Here is a 15718-nt window from a genome sequence, read left to right as displayed (position 1 = left end):
CTCCCGGGACAACGGCCTTGGTGGGACGAGACGCTAGCCATTCGCTGCCGCCGCCGACAAGCACCGCCCGGGCAGCTGTCCGGAACACGCCTCAGCCATTGACGAAGATCCCGTCCGGCCGAACGCTGTGCGCACGCGGCGGGCACCCGACCGGCCGACCCTGAAGGATGGTGGCGACGATGTCGGTGGCGCTCGAACCGGTCCACGTAGGACCGTTGACCGAGGCGGAGCTCGGCTGGTGGGTCTCCGCCCTGGTCCACCAGCGGTCCACGGGGTCCGGCGCGGAGGCGGCCGATCTCGCGTTCGTCCGCCGCGTGGTCCGCGACGCGGTGGTCGCCGACGGCGGCGTCCTCGACACGGTGGCGGTGCGCCAGGCCGGTGTGGTGACGGCCGCGGCCCGGCTCTTCGAGTGCCTCCACCCACTGACACTCGCAGCCGACATGCGGCTCGACGGCCTGTGCGCGGCCGGGGCGCCGGCGGCGGCCCAACTGCTCGCCGCCGTGCCGCACCGGTGGGCGGTGCGGGCGGAACTGCCGCTGCGGGGTGACGCGGCGCCGCTGGCCGGGGTGCTTACGGCGGCCGGGTTTCAGCCCGAGGTGCTGACGATCCGCCGGTCGACGGCCGGCCTGGCCGAGGCGCCCGGCTGGCAGGTCCGCCCGGCGACCGCCGCCGACGCCGGCTTCGTCCGCTCATGCCTGGCCGCAGCGGTCCGCAACGGGCTGGCCGGCGAGACGACCCGGGTCGACGTCGACGCGTGGATCGCCGCCCGGTTCGCGGAACCGTTCCACCCGGAGGCCGCGTGCGTCGTCGCCGAGCGGGACGGCCGCCCGGTCGGGCACGGCTACGCCACCGTGGGCGACGACCGGTACCGCCCGGCGCGCGCGGCGACCGTCCACGACGTCTTCGTGCTGCCGGAGGCGAAGGGCACCGGAGGCGCGCACGCGATCACGGCCGCACTGGCGTCCGTGCTGCGGGCTCGAGGCGTACCGGTGATGGAGGGTGAGGTGATCATGAAGGGTGATCCGCAGGCGGCATTGCGCGCCGGCCTCGCCGGCACCGGCTGGCGCGAGGACCGGATGCGGTGGGTGCGCACGCCCGCGGATCCCGGGTCCGGTCATGAGCCGGTGCGATAGTCGCCGACGGTGGCCTGGATCCAGCGCCCGCAGGTGAGCCCGTTGTTCCACACGCCCATCTTTGGCGAGCTCGGCGCGGCCAGCGGGCTGCTGTGCTACGGTAACCCCGTTGCAGTTTTGATTTCCGTAGACGTTTTCGGCGCCTGATGGGTTATCCAAAACCCATTCCAGGCGCTTTTTCGTTTGTCGTGTCGGTTCGGCGCGGGTGATCAACGCAGCGGCGTGTGAGCCCGCACACTGCGGACTCCAACACCTGCGAAGGAGCAGACATGACTACAGGCACCGTGAAGTGGTTCAACGCCGACAAGGGCTTCGGCTTCATCACCCCCGACGACGGCGGCGCCGACGTCTTCGCCCACTTCTCCGCGATCTCGGCCAGCGGCTTCCGCAGCCTCGACGAGAACCAGAAGGTCGAATTCGACATCACCCAGGGCCAGAAGGGCCTCCAGGCGGAGAACATCCGCCCGCTCTGACCCACACGCACCACCGAACGGCGGCCCCCTGAACCAGCGGGCCGCCGTTCGGCGTCTCACTTCTCACCCGGGACGGTCCTGCGCGCCTACCAGCTCAGCTCTCCGAGCTCGTCCTGGAAGGTGCCGGTCGGGCCGTCCGCGCCGAGCGTGGCCAGGCGCACGACAGTCCTGGCGCTCTCCACCACCGATCTTCCGATGCCGAAGGCGGCGGTCATGTCGGTGGCGGTGGCACCGGGCTCGATCGCGTTGAACTTGATACCCGGCTGGGACTTGGCGTACTGGACAGTGAGCATGGTGGCTGCCGACTTGGACGCCGCGTAGAGCGCAAGCGGGAAATTGAACTCCGGCCGTTCGGGATTGGTCACCGCCCAGAAAGATCCCATGCTGCTCGAAACGGTGACCACCGTGGGGTTCGAGGACTTCCGCAGCAGCGGCAGCGCCGCCTCCGTGACCCGGACGATTCCCACCGCGTTGGTGTCGAACGCCCGCAGGGCCGCCGGCCCGTCGACGACTCCGTCCGCGAGGATGCCCGCGTTGTGCACCAGGACGTCGAGCCGGCCCTCGGCCGCAGCAACGGTTGCCAGCGCGTCGCTCACCGACGCGTCGTCGGTCACATCGAGCTGCACGAATCGTGCGCCCAGCTCCGCCGCGGCCTTCTCGCCCCGCTCGATGTCACGGGCTCCGATGTAGACGGTGTGGCCCACCTCCATGAGCTGCTTGGCTGTCTCGAAACCGATGCCCTTGTTCGCGCCGGTGATCAGTGTGACGGTCATGCGCTTCCTCTCGGTGTGCGGCCCGAGCGGCCGGCGTAGCGCCACCTCTTTTTGTACCGCCCGGTTGCGGGAAACCGTAGCAAGTTTTGTACCGCTCGGTTGGTGAGCCCGATCACCATTTGTACCGAGCGGTAGGATGGGCCGGTGAGCACTGAGACGCCCATCATCGGACGACCGCGGGCCTTCGACGAGGAGACGGTCCTCGGCCGGGCCGCCGAGGTCTTCTGGCGACACGGCTACGAGGGTGCGTCCATGACCGCCCTCACCAGCGCGATGGGCATCAACCGGCCGAGCCTGTACGCCACGTTCGGCAGCAAGCAGCAGCTGTTCCAGCGCGCCTTCGCCCGCTACCACGAGACCCAGGTGGCCAAGGCCCGCGCCGCACTCGACCAACCCACCGCGCACGCCGCCATCGAAGCCTTCCTGCGCTCCAGCGCCGATCGCCTCACCGCCAGCGATCAACCGCCGGGCTGCCTCTCCATCCAGGGCGGCCTGGCCTGCTCGCCGGAGAACGCCAGCATCTCCGAGATCCTGGCCGCCGGCCGAGCCGCCACCGAGACCGCCCTCGAAGAACGGCTGTCCCGCGCGGCAAGGGAAGGAGACCTCCCCCATGGCATGGATCCCCGGGCACTGGCACGATTCTTGATGGCGCTCAGCGAGGGTCACGCCGTCCACGCCGCGACCGGCGCGAGCCGCGAAGACCTCCAGGCCTCCGTCGACATCGCCCTGCGGGCCGTCACGCCCCACTCCTGACGGCCGTCAGGAGCAGCGCGACATTTTCCGACAGCGCCACCCGCACGGCCACGCCTATCATGGCCGCGACGCCCGGCCGGCGGCCGGGAGCGGAGGGAGGACACGCCATGCGCATCGGTCTTCGAGGGACAGTGGCAGGCATCGTGACCCTGGTGGTCATCCTCGTCAGCGGCGCCGCGGCCGTCGCCGCTCCGCCCGGCTCGGGCGCCGCCGTCCCCGGCACCGCCTGGTGGATCGACCCGGTAACCGCCCGGATCGTGGTCGCCGCCGACGACACGGTCACCGGTGCCGCCCTGGCCCGGCTCACCGGCGCGGTCGACCGGCTCGGCGGCCGCCTCGTTCGCGAGCCGGGCGTCCGCACCCGCCGGATCGCCGGCGGCGACGTGGTGTTCGGCAACGCCGGCTTCCGCTGCACGATCGGCTTCAACGCCCGCCAGGCGCTCAACGTCTACTTCCTCACCGCCGCGCACTGCGTCGGCGACATCGGCACCCCGGTATTCGCCGATCCGAACGGCCTCGTGCCGATCGGGGTGGTCGCGGCCAAGGACGAGACGCACGACTACGCCCTGGTCCGCTACACCGACGCCGCCATCCCGAAGCCCAGCGCCGTGAACCTGTACAACGGCACCCTCCAGCCGATCACGGCGGTGTCCGGCGGCTCCGTCGGACAGGCCGTGCAGCGCTCCGGCCCGGTCACCGGGGTGCGGAGCGGCCGGATCACCGCGCTGAACGTCACCGTCTACTTCGCCGGCGGCATGGTCACCAACCTGATCCGCACCACCGTCTGCGCCGAGCCCGGCGACAGCGGCGGACCGCTGTTCTCCGGCGCTACCGGGATCGGCATGACCGTCGGCGGCAGCGGCAACTGCACAGCCGGCGGCGTCACCTACTTCTCCCAGGTCACCCGGGCGATGAGCCAATACGGCGTGACCGTTTACTGAGTCCGCTCCCGATCATCGAGCAGCGCGGTTTCGCCGACGTCGTAGCGGTTGATCCGCGGTGAGGTGCCGGGCCGGGCGCTAATGCTGGTCTCAGGTTGATCGGGGAGGATGAGCGGCAAAAGCATCGACGGGAAGGGGGCGGGCCGGCGTGCGGATCATGATCGCGGATGATGATGCGGCCATCCGTGAGTCGCTGGAGCGGGTGCTCCAGGTCGAGGGTTACGACACCAGCACCGTCGCCAACGGTCTCGCCGTGCTCGACGGGGTCGGTGGGGCCGGCGGTGACACGCTGGATCTGCTGATCCTCGACGTGATGATGCCCCGCCTCGGCGGGTTGGAGACCTGCCGGCGGTTGCGGACCGCGGGCCGGGATCTGCCGGTGCTGATGCTGACCGCCCGTGACCAGGTCTCCGACCGGGTCGCGGGGCTGGACGCGGGCGCCGACGACTACCTGCCCAAGCCGTTCGCCACCGAGGAGTTGCTGGCCCGGGTGCGGGCCCTGCTGCGCCGGCGCACGCCGACCGACGGGGAGTCGCAGATCCTGTCGTTCGCCGACGTCCGGCTCGATCCCGACAGGTTCGAGGCGTGGCGTGGCGGGCGGCCACTGCGCCTGACCCGGACCGAGTTCTCCCTCCTGCAGGTCCTCGTGCGCAACGCGACCCGGGTCTTGACCCGCGACGCGCTGTTCGAGGCGATCTGGGGCTTCGACATGAGTGCCACCGCCAACAACCTCCAGGTATACGTGAGCTACCTGCGCCGCAAGATGGAGGCCGAGGGCGAGCCGCGAATGATCTACACGCTGCGCGGCCTGGGATACACGTTGCGGGAGACTCCTCCGTGAGCAGGCCCGCCAGCCGGGAACCGCGCCGGCTGAACCGATGGTGGCGCCGGCGGTCCCTGCGGACCAGGCTGACGGTGATCGCGGCGACGGCCATCGCGCTCAGCGTGTTCGTGGCCTTCCAGGTGGCCAGCGAGCTCCTGGCCTGGGAGCTGCGGCACACCGCCGAGAATCAGCTACGCGCCGACTCCCGCGTCCTGGCGACGAGCGCGGAGGGCGCCGGTCTGACCCGGGTCCAGCTACCGCCGTATCCCGGATCCGGTCGGCTGGTGCGGGTCATCCTGCCTGACGGCTCGACCCGGACGCCGGCCGGCCAACCCGCGCTGCCCCCCGTCAGCGAGCACGCCGGGCGCGTGGCGCAGGGCGCGTCGGCCGATCTGATGGAGTCGAACGACAGCGACGAGGACGGCTACATCATCTACACGCTGCGGGCGGGCGACGGCGCGGTCCAGGTGGCCCGCGTCGCCGACGACAGCCCGATCAACCAGTTCGGGTTGGGCATGCTGCTGATCGGGCTGCTCTGCGTGGTCGGCGGCGCCCTGGTCGGGCGTACCGTGGCGCGGACCGCGCTGGCACCGATCGACCGGCTGACCGCCGCCGCGGTACGTGTCGCGCACACCCGGGATCTCGACGCCGACATCCCGGATGAGGGCGGTGGGGAGATCCGGCGGCTGATCCAGTCGATCAACGACATGCTCGCCGCGCTCCGGGACTCCCGGCGGGCCCAGCGGCTGCTCGCCGAGGACGCCGCCCACGAGCTCAAGACCCCGCTCACCAGCCTGCGCCTCAACGTCGAGCTGCTGATCCGGCTCGATCGGCGCGGCACCCTGGACAGCGCACTGCCGGCGGAGAGCCGGACCCGGCTGCTCAACGATCTCGGCGCCCAGGTGGCCGAGTTGAGCACCCTTGCCGCCGAGCTGACCGACCTGGCGCGCGGCGACGTCAGCGACGAGAACACCGAGCTGCTCGACCTCGCCGACGTGGTGGTGGCCGCCGCGACCCGGGCGCGTTCCCGCGTGCCCGACATCGAGGTCGCGCTCGACGTGACCTCCGTGTGGGTGAGCGGGCGTCCCGCGGCGCTCGAGCGGGCGGTGCTCAACCTCATCGACAACGCCGGCAAATGGTCCCCCGCGGACCAGCCGATCCAGGTCCGGCTCCGGGCCGAGGGCGCGTCGGCGGTGCTCGAGGTCGACGACGCCGGGCCGGGCATCGACGCCGCCGACGCACCGCGGGTGTTCGACCGGTTCTACCGTGCCGACAGCGCCCGGGCGTTGCCGGGATCCGGTCTGGGACTGTCGATCGTGCAGCGGGTCGTCGACGCCCACGGCGGCCGGGCCACCGTCGCCCGCTCCGCACGCGGTGGCGCGCTGCTTCGGGTCGACCTTCCGGCCGCGGCCCCGCCCGCCCCGATCGCGCGGCTCGCCGCCGGGGAGGACACCGCGGTGCGCTGACCGCCCCGGTGGCGCGGCGCAGGACAAGGGACGGCGCCCCTCGGGCATCGCCCGGCGCGGCTCACCGTCGGGGGCAGGACACCGCGATGCGCCGACCCCAGCCCCGGCCGAACGGCGCAGGAGCACAGGGCGGCGACCGTCGGGCCCATGCAAAGATCCGGGACGGGGCTGGGTCCCCGTCCCGGATCTCGTCCGTGCCGCCGTGCTCACCGCTGCAGCGCGGGCTCCTTGTCGTCGGCGAGCGACTGTTGACCGTCCGGCAGCTCCGTCGCTGGACGGGACAGCCGGCTCGGCCACCAGATCCGCCGGCCGATCAGCAGGGTGAGGGCGGGCACCAGGACCGACCGCACCAGCAGGGCGTCGAGCAGCACGCCGAAGGCGACCAGGAACCCGACCTCGATCAGCATCACCAGCGGGAGTGTGGCGAGGACCGCGAACGTGGCCGCCAGGACCAGGCCCGCCGAGGTGATGACGCCACCGGTGGCGGAGAGGGCTTTGAGCATGCCCTCTCTGGTGCCGAGGCGCGCGGTCTCCTCCCGGGCCCGGCTGGCCAGGAAGATGTTGTAGTCGACGCCGAGCGCCACCAGGAACAGGAATGCCAGCAGCGGCACCGAATAGTCGACGCCCTTGAACCCGAGGATCGTGTCGAAGACGAACACGCTGCCGCCGAAGGCCGCGGCGAATGAGACGATCACGGTGGCCATCAGGATCAGCGGGGCCACGATCGCTCGGAGTAGCAGCCCGAGGACGATCAGGACGACGGCGAGCACCAGCGGGATCACCAGCTTCTCGTCGCGGCTGGTGGTCACCTCGGTGTCGAGGTTCTCCGCGCTCGGCCCGCCGACGATCGCCTCCGCCCCGCTCACCGCGTGCACGGCGGTGCGCACCCGCTTGATCGTGTCGTACTCTGCGACGGTGTCCGGCGCGTCCGTCGGGAACACGGAGATGTCGGCCCAGCCACCGCTGGTCTGACCCGGCATGGCCAGGGCCACCCCGCGAGTGCCCTTGACGATGTCGAGCACCCGCTCCTGGTGCGCCGGCCGCGTGAAGATCGTCATCGGCTGGCCGCCGAGCTCCGGGAAGTGCTGGCGGAGAACGGTGAAGCCGGTGACCGACTCCGGCGCGGACAGGAACTGGTCCTGCTCCCGCAGGGCGCCGGTGTTGCCCGCCAGCCCGATGGCGAGCACGCCGAGGATTCCGAACGAGCCGAGCGTCGCCACCCACCGGCGGCGGCTGATGGCGGCGCCGAGCCGTCCCCACACCCCCGGCTTCTCCTCCACGGCCGTGCTGAACCGCGGGATGGCCGGCCAGAAGATCCGCCTGCCGAGCACCACGAGCACCGCCGGGAAAAGCGTCAGCATGGCCACCAGCGCGCACAGGATGCCGGCCGCGCCGATCGGGCCCAACCCGCTGGTGCTGTTCAGGTCGGCGACGAGCAGGCAGAGCAGACCGGCGATCACGGTGGCCGCGGACGCGACGATGGCCGGCGCCGCGCCGCGCAGCGCGTGGACCATCGCGACCCGGACGTTCTCGTGGTGGTGCAGTGTTTCCCGATATCGAGCGATGAGCAACAGCGCGTAGTCCGTGCCGACGCCGAACACCAGGATCGTCAGCAGCGCCGAGTTCTGGTCGTTGACCACGATGCCGAAGCCCTTGACGAGCAGGTAGACGGTCGCCATCGCGGTCAGTGCGGCCGCGCCCACGGCCACGAGCGGGATGAACCACAACACCGGGCTGCGGTAGGTGAGGATGAGCAGGAGCGTGACGACGATGACGGTGGTGAGGAAGACCTGCAGGTCGATGCCGTCGAAGACGGCGTCCATGTCGCCGTCGATCGCGGCCGGGCCGGTCACGTCGAGTTCCAGGCCGGCGGGGCGGTCCTTCGCGGCGTCACGCAACGGGCCGACGAGGGCCTCCGGCGCGCCGTAGGTCGTGCTCACCTCGAGGGTGAACATCATCGCCTTGCCGTCGGTGGAGGGTCTCGTCGGTGGACCCTCGTCGTCGTCGGCCGGGGCCGCCACCTTCGGCGGGTACCGCTTGGCAAGGGTGTTGTAGTGGCGCTCGACCGTCGCGCGGTCGGCGTCGGTCATGCCGCCGGCGCGGTGGTAGACGAAGACGAACGTGTTGTCCTCACCGCCGGGGAGACTGTCCTCCAGTATCGCGACCTTGGTGGACTCGGCGCTGGCCGGCAAGGTGTCCGCGGCGCTGTCGGTGGTGACCGAACTCAACTTTCCGCTCAGCGGCACCATGACCGCCGCCAGCGCCACCCACAAGCCGATCACCAACCACGGCACCCACCGGCCTGCCAACCGACCGACCGGCGCTTCCCCGGACGGCGCTGCGTTGACTGCCATCACTAGCCTCCTACATACGGGTTACATCGCTTATCTGACGCCAACTTCCTAACGAGCGAACCTGAGACGACCGTTAGAGAGCCTGCGAAGTAACCGGCGTCCGTTGTAGATGGTGGTGTTGATCGGCGAGGCCGGCGCGGCGCAGCCGTCCTGCGGCGTCGAGCCAGCAGAGTGCGACCGGGTCCCGGCGGGCGGGGTCGAGCCAGCGGGTCGCTTCTCGGGCGTTGAATCCAGCTCCCGCATAACGCTTTTCGGCGACGACACTTTTCTCATCATCGCTGGTCAGAGTCGGCATGCACGGGGCTCGAGGCGATTCGCGACCCGACGCCGAGGAGGGCTTGACACCCAGGATGTGAACGATAACACTCACTCGAAATAGCGCCGTAACCATCGAGGTCCGCCAGTCCCCTTCGCCATTCCCCCGCAACACCTTTGGCGATTCATCCAGGGAGAGCAGTCCGCCATGGCACGACCGTCCCCGCTCATGCGTACCCTCACTGTCTTTGTTGTCGTCGCCGTCGTCACCGCCGGCCTCGGCCGGCCCGCTCAGGCCGCCGACATCCCCGCCGGGGCCCGATCGCTGGAGTCGGTCAACTACCCCGGCTCCTACCTCCGGCACGGCGATTACCTCGGCGGCATCGCCGCCGTCACCGCGGCCAGCTCGCCACAGGCGAAGGCCGACGCCACCTTCACCGTCACCCCCGGCCTCGCCGGCGGCACCGGCTGCGTGTCCCTGCAGGCCGCCAATGGCATGTGGCTGCGCCACCGCGATTACCGCATCCGGCTCGAGACCAACACCGGCACCCCACTGTTCCTCGCCGACGCCACCTTCTGCGTCCGCGACGGCTCAATCAGCGGATCGGTACGGCTGGAAGCGTCGAACTCGCCCGGCCGGTTCCTGCGGCACCGCGACAAGGAACTGTGGCTCGACCCGTCGACCGTCAACCCGGCCACCTTCGCCGCGGACAGCTCGTTCCGCATCGCCGCACCCTGGGCCACCGGCCGGCGCAGCCCCGTCATCAAAGGTCTCTACGCCGACCCGGACATCGCCTACCTCAACGGCCGCTACTACCTCTACCCCACCACCGACGGCTACACCGGCTGGAGCAGCAGCAGGTTCAAGGCCTTCTCGTCCACCGACCTCACCACCTGGACCGACCACGGCACCATTCTCGACCTCGGCCCGCAGATCACCTGGGCCGACAGCCGCGCCTGGGCGCCCGCCATCGCCTACCGCGACAACCGCTACTACTTCTACTTCTCCGCCGATACCAACATCGGGGTAGCCACCTCCGCCAGCCCCACCGGCCCGTTCACCGATCCGCTCGGCCGGCCGCTGATCGCCGCCGGCTTCCGCAGCGGCCAGATGATCGACCCGGCCGTGTTCACCGACGACGACGGGCAGTCGTACCTGTACTGGGGCAACGGCTCCGCCTATGCCGTGCGCCTCAACCCGGACATGACCTCGTTCGACCCGGCACAGGTCCGCACGTTCAGCCCGCCCAACTATCGCGAAGGCAGCTTCGTCTTCAAACGCGACGGCCGCTACTACTTGTCGTACTCCGTCGACGACACCCGCTCGGAGAACTACCACGTCGAATACGCGACCGGCACGACACCGTTCGGCCCGTGGACGCATCGCGGCACGATCCTGGCGAAGAACCTCAGCCTCGGCATCAAGGGCACCGGCCACCACTCGATCGTGATGGCGCCGACCGGCGAGTGGCACATCGCCTACCACCGCTTCGCCGTCCCGGCCGGCAACGGCTACAACCGCGAAGTCACGGTCGACCCGCTGCGATTCAACGCCGACGGCACTATCCAGCCGGTCATCCCCACCCTGTGAGGACGATTCTCCGTCCGCCATCGGCACCAAGGAGATTGCATTGTCTACGTCCAAACCCTTGGCCAGGCTGGGTGCGCTGCTCGCATTCGCCTGCCTGATATTCGCGTCCTGGTCGGTGGCGGCGCCGAAGCCAGCGGCCGCCCTGGATCCGTTCACCGGCTATCTGATGGTGCATTTCATCGGGGAGGGCGCGACCGGCCAGCAGATGTACCTGTCGCACAGCACGGACGGGCTGAACTGGACCGACCTGAACAACGGCGGAATGGTGCTGCGTTCCCCGATCGGCACCAAGGGTGTACGCGACCCCGCCCTGGTCCGCTCGCCGGACGGCAGCCGGTACTGGATCATCGCGACCGACCTGTGCATCGACTGCGGGCAGACCTGGGGCGACGCGATCAACAACGGCAGCCGCAACCTCGTGGTGTGGGAGTCGACCGACCTGGTCAGCTGGTCGGCGCCGTGGCTGCTCAACGTCGCCGGCGCGATCCCCGAGGGGCGCAACGCCTGGGCGCCGGAGGCGATCTGGAACGCGGCCACCGGTGACTACGTGCTCTACTGGGCGACGAACGGGGCGCTGAACGGCGTGCAGAAGCACCGGATCTACTCCGCCCGCACGACGAACTTCCGCAGCATCACGACGCCGCAGGTGTACATCAACCGGCCGGGCACCCAGGAGATCATCGACACCCAGATCGTCGAGCTTCCCTCCGGCGTCGGCAACCACCGCTATGTGCGGGCCTCCGGCGACGGCCAGATCACCCTCGAGGGCAGCAACTCCATCCTCGGGACGTGGACCACCCTCGGCAACCTCTCCGGCATCGGGCTGACCGGCGCGCAGGTGGAGGGTCCGATGTGGACGAAGTTCAACAACCGCAACGAGTGGGCGCTCTACCTGGACCAGTACGCCGCCGGCAGGGGGTATCTGCCGGTTCTGACCGCGAACCCGTCCAGCCCTGGCGTCTTCCGGCTGCCGGCGTCGGGCACCTACAACCTGGGCGCGACCAGGAAGCGGCACGGTTCGATCCTCAACCTGACCGCGGCCGAGACGACCCGGGTGTTCGCCAAGTGGGGCCCCTCGGCGCCGCGGCCCCGCCTCCAGTCGTACAACTTCCAGGACCGCTACGTGCGGCACGCGAATCTCGACGTACGGATCGACGCGAACGTCAGCCCGGTTCAGGACTCCCAGTTCCGGCTGGTTCCGGGCCTGGCGAACAATTCCGGCTACGTGTCGATCGAGTCCGTCAACTTTCCCGGTTACTACCTGCGGCACACCGGGTTCGACTTCTCGCTGGCGCCCAACGACGGCACGGCGTCGTACGCGGCGGACGCCACCTTCCGTCAGGTCGCCGGCCTGGCCGACGCGGGGTGGACGTCGTTCCAGTCGTACAACCACCCCGACCGGTACATCCGGCACTACGGGTTCGTCCTCCGGCTCGACCCGATCACCAACGCGGTCGGGCGCGGCGACGCCACGTTCCGCCTGACGTCCTGAGTTTCCGTCCCATCACGGCGGAGCCGAACGCACGAGCGGCCCCGGAACTGACGGTTCCGGGGCCGCTTCGCGGATCAGGGCGGTGTCACCTGCCGAGGTAGGCGTTGTGGATCGACACGGTGGACGTGTTCCCCGTTCTGTCCGAGAGCACGGTGCGGAAGGCGATGCCCTTGCCCCTGGCCGGGTTCCTGACGGAGACCTTGCCCCTGCTGACGGTCAGTTTCTTCCAGGTCCGGCCGCCGTCGTATGAGGCGTAGACCGACAGCGACCGGAGACTTCCGCGCGCCGCGGCGCCTTGCACGGTCACCGGAACGGACTGGGTCCGGCCGGCGGGAGCCGTGCTGTCCGGGCCGAGCGCGGGATGGAGGCGCGCCGTGGAGAGCGGCATCCAAACCGGCCCGGCGGTCCGCTGGGAGCGGAAGGTCCAACTCGCGTCGATACGGGTGGAGGTGGCTCCCACGGTCGCGCTGCGCGTGACGGACGTGGCCAGTTCGTACCAGGCCGGCGCGGCCGGGACCACGGCCGGCGGCCGGCGCCCCCAGGGCCGATCCGCATCGTCAGCGATCTTGACGCCGTCGCGGTAGAGGACCGTCCGGACCGACGTGTAGTCCGAGTCGCCGGGATGTCCCTTGCCGTCGGAGTAGACCCGCACATCGGCGGTCATCTGGTCGCCGTCGCGGCGGACACCGGTGTTCCTGGGCAGGGCCGGCCCGATGACGCCGACGCCGAAGGCCTCCTGGTAGGTCCTGCCACCCCGGTACGCCTGCGGGCCGGCATGCTGGAAACCGACTTCGCGCGCCGACCCCTCGGCCTGGAACTGCGCGGACGCGAGCGACCACCGGACCTGATCGGCCGTCGACAGGTATATGGTGCGCGTGTGCGGCAGCCTGTGCTCTACCGGATTCCCGGAGCCAGGGGCGACCGAGGGCAGCACGCCGGTAGCAGTGAGCTCGCCCGTCTTGCCCGGGGCGGCCGCCCCGACGGTGGCCTGCACGGTGGCGAACTGCGGGCGCGTGAAGTGCTTGGTGTAGCCGGTGGCGAGCTTCTGCACCGGGCCGCCGGACACCGTGTTGTACTCGGCTTTCGAACCCCGCACCCATTGGCTCGACCATTGCTGGGCCAGGCCCCGGGCGACCTGCGGGCCCAGATGAGCGGTGCGGAACGCCTTGATCGAATTCGTCCAGAACTCCCCGCCGGCCTCGAAGCCCTCGTCCGTGTACCCGTAGGACGATCCGGCAGTCGCCGGCTTGGCTCGAGCGTCCGGCACCGTCACATCGACCGGCTTGGTGGTGCGCGCGTCAATCGTCACCGTCATGTTCCTGGTGACCTCCAGCCTCGGCTGGACCAGCCAGTCGGTGCCCTTCGCGTCGTCGATGAGGTCCACGAAGATCCCACAATCGAGCAGATAGCTGCCCTTGGCCAGGCGGAGCCTGACAGCGCCGGACTCGTCGGGCTCCGGCCAGGCGAGGTATCCCCTGCCCAGACCGCTCGTGCCGCCCAGAATGGTGCCGGTGTTGTCGGCGGACGCCGGCTTGCCGTCGCGCGCTGTGTACCTCAGCGTCACGTCGTACGATTCGACCTCGCGGTTCACGCCCACCGCTGTCCGCACGTTCTGGCCGCCGCCCGTGGCCGCGACGTACAGGGAGTATCCCCCGTCCGTGCTGCCACCGAGCCTGGTGTCGGCGGTCACGTCGACCGAGGCCCGGCCGCCCGCCGGGACGGTGACAGCCGTGGCGCCGAGCGTGAAGAAGCCGGCCGGGACGGCCTGCCCCTTCGGGTCGGTGCCGGTCGTCGCGAGGTTCAGCGTGACGTCCCGCGTCCCGAGGTTGCGGTAGGTCAATTTCTTGGTGACCGGCGTATCGTCGACGTGCGGCCAGGCCTGCGTGCCCAGGTTCACCGAGGACGGCTCGGCGATCACGGACTGTTCGACGGCCTCGTCCACCTGGATCCGGCCCGCACCCTGCTGGAGAACCTGGTACGGACCGCCCTTGGCGGAGCCGATCAGGGCAGCCTTGAGCTCGGCATACCGCCAATCCGGGTGGGCCTGCTTGAGGATCGCCGCCGCGCCCGCGACGTGCGGTGTCGACATCGACGTACCTTCGATGCTCGCGTAGCCGGGCGGGTTCTGGCCCACGTTCCTGGCGATGATGCTGTCCGCCGGCACGGCGGCGGTGATGTCGACGCCCGGAGCGGTCACGTCGGGCTTGAGGCCGCCGTCGGCGGTCGGGCCCACACTGGACCAATCGGCCCATTGGTCCTTGTCGTCGACCGCACCGACGGTGAGCGCCGCCTCCGCGCTGCCGGGCGAGCCGAGCGTGCCGATGCCGGGGCCGCCGTTGCCCGCCGAGATGGTGAACAGGATGCCCCGCTCTGCCGACAGCTTGTTGACCGTGGCCTCGATCGGGTCCTCCCCGGGGCGGTCCTGGCCACCGAGGCTCATGCTCACGATGTCCGCGCCCTGTTCAGCGGCCCATTCCATGCCCGCGATGATGGTGGAGTCGGCACCGCTGTTGTCCTCGCCGAGCACCTTGCCGTTGAGAATCCGCGCGCCCGGCGCGACGCCCTTGAACTTGCCGCCGGACCTGGCGCCGGTGCCGGCCACAGTGGACGCGACGTGGGTGCCGTGGCCGATGCGGTCCCCGGCGTCGGGGGTTGTCGTGAAGTTCTTCTCGGCGATCACCTGGGTCCTGAGGTCGGGATGGGTGGCGTCGACACCCGAGTCCAGCACGGCGACCTTGACGCCCTTGCCGTCGTATCCCGCGGCCCACGCCCCGGGCGCACCGACCTGCGGGACGCTCTTGTCCAAGGTGGCCTCGCGGACCCCGTCCAGCCAGACGTGGTCCACGCCGGGTGCGGTGGCACGGAGACCGGAACGCTGCACCCTGGTGAGGGTCTGCCACAACTGCGTGGCGTCCGGCCGAGGCGTGGTGACCAGGTCGGCGTTCAGGGCCTTGAAGGTCCGGCGCACCTCGGTGTCGCCGGCGGCGCGGAGCGCGGACCTCGTGGTGGTGGCGGCGCCCCGGTAGCCGACGATCACGCGCACGCTGTCGTCCCGGCCCCTGAGCCTGGCCACCTTGGCCAACTCGCCGACGTCGAAGAGCCGCTGGTCGAGCCTGCCGTCGGCGATCATGCGGTACGCGTCCGCGGGAACGACCAGAGTGCGGCCGTTCAGCCGGTGCACCCGGAGCGTCACCTTCTCCCTTCCCTTCGCCGGTTCCGCGGCGATCAGGCGGCCGTCGGTGTCGACGTCGATCTGGTCACCGGTGAGCAGACTGACGCGGTATCCGGACGCGGATCGCATGGTCGCTCCGGCCGCAGCCCGGCCGCCCACCGCGTCCGCCCTGGCCGGTTCGCCCTCGGCGCCGGCCGACGCGGGACTGGCCAGGCCGGCGACCAGAACCATGGTTGTCGCCGCGGTGACGGCCACGAGACGAGCGCCGCCGACTGGTCCAGGCGGGTTCAGCGGTGGGGGGAGCAAGCCAACGGGCCGGTGTCTGTTACGCATACGGAACCCTTCTGCGAGGAATGCGACACGGCGTCGCGACCCGGCAGCCGCCAGGGGAATCGGTCACGAGATGAGCTGGACCGTTGCGGCGTTCATCAGCGCGTCGAGCACGCGATCGCCGTCGGCAGAACCATAGGCATTCTTGGATGGGCGCGTCCT

Annotated in this window: 12 protein-coding genes; 9 read left to right on the top strand and 3 right to left on the bottom strand. The window is 70.4% G+C overall.

Annotation, left to right across the window (positions count from 1 at the left end):
- Positions 1 to 179: 179 nt before the first annotated feature.
- The 3 genes from DMB66_RS22380 (at position 180) to DMB66_RS22375 (ending at position 1606) form a co-directional block, all read left to right on the top strand.
- Positions 180 to 1133, top strand: a complete 954-nt coding sequence (locus DMB66_RS22380; RefSeq protein WP_158647321.1) for a GNAT family N-acetyltransferase — start codon at positions 180 to 182, stop codon at positions 1131 to 1133.
- A 9-nt stretch (positions 1134 to 1142) separates the two neighbouring features.
- On the top strand, positions 1143 to 1280 hold the full coding sequence (locus DMB66_RS63920) for a hypothetical protein (RefSeq protein WP_233624766.1): 138 nt from the start codon (positions 1143 to 1145) through the stop codon (positions 1278 to 1280).
- 122 nt (positions 1281 to 1402) lie between these two features.
- Entirely contained in the window at positions 1403 to 1606 is a 204-nt protein-coding gene (locus DMB66_RS22375; RefSeq protein WP_125806071.1) for a cold-shock protein, read from the top strand.
- Positions 1607 to 1692: 86 nt separating this feature from the next.
- Here DMB66_RS22375 and DMB66_RS22370 read toward each other — a convergent pair whose 3' ends face one another.
- A complete protein-coding gene (locus DMB66_RS22370) occupies positions 1693 to 2379 on the bottom strand; it encodes an SDR family NAD(P)-dependent oxidoreductase (protein WP_125806070.1) in 687 nt (228 codons plus the stop codon).
- A gap of 144 nt (positions 2380 to 2523) precedes the next feature.
- Between DMB66_RS22370 and DMB66_RS22365 the strand changes: the two genes are divergently transcribed.
- The 4 genes from DMB66_RS22365 (at position 2524) to DMB66_RS22350 (ending at position 6362) form a co-directional block, all read left to right on the top strand.
- Positions 2524 to 3132: a TetR/AcrR family transcriptional regulator gene (locus tag DMB66_RS22365; RefSeq protein ID WP_125806069.1), complete on the top strand. Its 609-nt coding sequence runs from the start codon at positions 2524 to 2526 to the stop codon at positions 3130 to 3132.
- Positions 3133 to 3239: 107 nt separating this feature from the next.
- The gene (locus DMB66_RS22360; protein WP_158647320.1) at positions 3240 to 4073 is read left to right on the top strand and encodes a S1 family peptidase; all 834 of its coding nucleotides are present in this window, start codon (positions 3240 to 3242) and stop codon (positions 4071 to 4073) included.
- A gap of 148 nt (positions 4074 to 4221) precedes the next feature.
- A complete protein-coding gene (locus DMB66_RS22355; RefSeq protein ID WP_125806067.1) occupies positions 4222 to 4914 on the top strand; it encodes a response regulator transcription factor in 693 nt (230 codons plus the stop codon).
- The gene (locus DMB66_RS22350; protein WP_125806066.1) at positions 4911 to 6362 is read left to right on the top strand and encodes a HAMP domain-containing sensor histidine kinase; all 1452 of its coding nucleotides are present in this window, start codon (positions 4911 to 4913) and stop codon (positions 6360 to 6362) included. The genes DMB66_RS22355 and DMB66_RS22350 overlap by 4 nt, the downstream gene beginning before the upstream one ends.
- Before the next feature lie 206 nt (positions 6363 to 6568).
- Here DMB66_RS22350 and DMB66_RS22345 read toward each other — a convergent pair whose 3' ends face one another.
- Positions 6569 to 8716 carry an MMPL family transporter gene (locus DMB66_RS22345; protein ID WP_125806065.1) on the bottom strand — a complete coding sequence of 716 codons (2148 nt, stop codon included), beginning with the start codon at positions 8714 to 8716 and terminating at the stop codon, positions 6569 to 6571.
- Between the two features lie 484 nt (positions 8717 to 9200).
- Between DMB66_RS22345 and DMB66_RS22340 the strand changes: the two genes are divergently transcribed.
- Both DMB66_RS22340 and DMB66_RS22335 read left to right on the top strand, forming a co-directional pair.
- Positions 9201 to 10562 (top strand): family 43 glycosylhydrolase, encoded by a 1362-nt coding sequence (locus DMB66_RS22340; protein ID WP_158647319.1) that lies wholly within the window; start codon positions 9201 to 9203, stop codon positions 10560 to 10562.
- A 40-nt stretch (positions 10563 to 10602) separates the two neighbouring features.
- Complete coding sequence (locus DMB66_RS22335) at positions 10603 to 12054, top strand: glycoside hydrolase family 43 protein (protein ID WP_125806063.1); 1452 nt, start codon at positions 10603 to 10605, stop codon at positions 12052 to 12054.
- A gap of 85 nt (positions 12055 to 12139) precedes the next feature.
- Here DMB66_RS22335 and DMB66_RS22330 read toward each other — a convergent pair whose 3' ends face one another.
- Entirely contained in the window at positions 12140 to 15481 is a 3342-nt protein-coding gene (locus DMB66_RS22330) for a S8 family serine peptidase (RefSeq protein WP_199752565.1), read from the bottom strand.
- Positions 15482 to 15718 lie beyond the last annotated feature (237 nt).

This window comes from Actinoplanes sp. ATCC 53533 (genome assembly GCF_003947245.1).
The sequence above is the reverse complement of the archived record's forward strand: the minus strand, read 5'-3'. Positions and strand labels throughout refer to the sequence as shown.

What these genes read in the sequence shown, in the direction of transcription:
- DMB66_RS22380 (WP_158647321.1), top strand. Translation starts at nt 180, where the DNA reads ATGTCGGTGGCGCTCGAACCGGTCCACGTAGGACCGTTGACCGAGGCG.
- DMB66_RS22375 (WP_125806071.1), top strand. Translation starts at nt 1,403, where the DNA reads ATGACTACAGGCACCGTGAAGTGGTTCAACGCCGACAAGGGCTTCGGC.
- DMB66_RS22370 (WP_125806070.1), bottom strand. Translation starts at nt 2,379, where the DNA reads ATGACCGTCACACTGATCACCGGCGCGAACAAGGGCATCGGTTTCGAG.
- DMB66_RS22360 (WP_158647320.1), top strand. Translation starts at nt 3,240, where the DNA reads ATGCGCATCGGTCTTCGAGGGACAGTGGCAGGCATCGTGACCCTGGTG.
- DMB66_RS22345 (WP_125806065.1), bottom strand. Translation starts at nt 8,716, where the DNA reads ATGGCAGTCAACGCAGCGCCGTCCGGGGAAGCGCCGGTCGGTCGGTTG.
- DMB66_RS22340 (WP_158647319.1), top strand. Translation starts at nt 9,201, where the DNA reads ATGCGTACCCTCACTGTCTTTGTTGTCGTCGCCGTCGTCACCGCCGGC.